The organism is Bartonella sp. AD328YNZD (genome assembly GCF_042196425.1).
In genome coordinates this window covers 1-1,143 of record NZ_JBHIQG010000542.1, presented here as the reverse complement: position 1 = coordinate 1,143, position 1,143 = coordinate 1, and the positions used below count along the sequence as shown (strand labels likewise).

The 1,143-nt window shown below is 40.1% G+C and carries 1 protein-coding gene; it reads right to left on the bottom strand.

All coding sequences use genetic code 11. From position 1 onward, the window contains the following. Positions 1 to 1,143, bottom strand: a 1,143-nt coding sequence (locus tag ACFIO3_RS13510; protein ID WP_375704632.1) for an L-serine ammonia-lyase, incomplete at both ends; no start/stop codon positions are given.

Sequence of the window (1,143 nt, the reverse complement as noted above, 5' to 3'; positions counted from 1 at the left end):
TCCATTACCATGTAATGCAAGAGAAGAAGCCGTTACCGCCTTAACAGCCCCCATTGCATTACGCTCAATACAAGGAACTTGTACAAGACCTGCAACAGGATCACACGTCATTCCTAAATGATGTTCAAGCGCAATTTCCGCTGCATTTTCAATTTGAGCTGGTGTTCCACCTAACGCCGCGGTTAACCCTGCTGCAGCCATTGAAGATGCCGTTCCAACTTCACCTTGACACCCAACTTCTGCACCAGAAATAGAGGCATTATGTTTGATAACACCGCCAATAGCTGCTGCCGTTAATAGAAAATTATGTATTCCCTTTCGATCTGAACCATCATTAAACTGAAGATAGTAACGCAAAACGGCTGGGACAACACCAGCAGCCCCATTTGTTGGTGCTGTAACAATACGACCACCTGCTGCATTTTCTTCATTGACTGCTATAGCATATACCGAAAGCCAATCATTTGCAAAAAGTGGATAATTGCAATTTTTCTTTTGATTTTCCAAAAGTGTATCATGCAGTTTTTTAGCACGCCTTGGAATACGTAATCCACCAGGCAACTCACCTTCTTGTGAAAGACCTCTATTAATGCAATTTGTCATCGCTGAAAAAATTTCATCAAGCCCAGCATCAAGAGAAGAACGCTCTATTTTTATTTCTTCATTTAAGCGTTTCATTTCAGCAATTGAAAATCCTGATTTTTCTGCCATTGATAACATTGTACGAGCAGAATCAAATGGATATGGCACCTCAGACACTTCTGATTCTATATTACCATTCATGTGTCTTAATTCATCCTCAGTTACAACAAAGCCACCACCAATAGAATAATAAATCTGCCGCAAAAGAACATTCCCATCAGTATCAAGCCCTTCAAATGCTAGTCCATTCGTATGACCAGGGAGAATTTCCTTTCGTTCAAAAATAAGATCACGTTGCAAATCAAACTGATAAACGGGATGGCCTTCTGGTTGCACTTTTTTTTCACGTATAACTTTTTCTAACAGGAATCCCATGCTATCAGGATCAACAGTAGACGCTTTTTCTCCTAAAAGTCCTAATATGATAGCTCTATCTGTCGCATGACCAATACCTGTGAAAGCTAAAGAACCATAAAGATAAACACGTATACGAGAAACTTG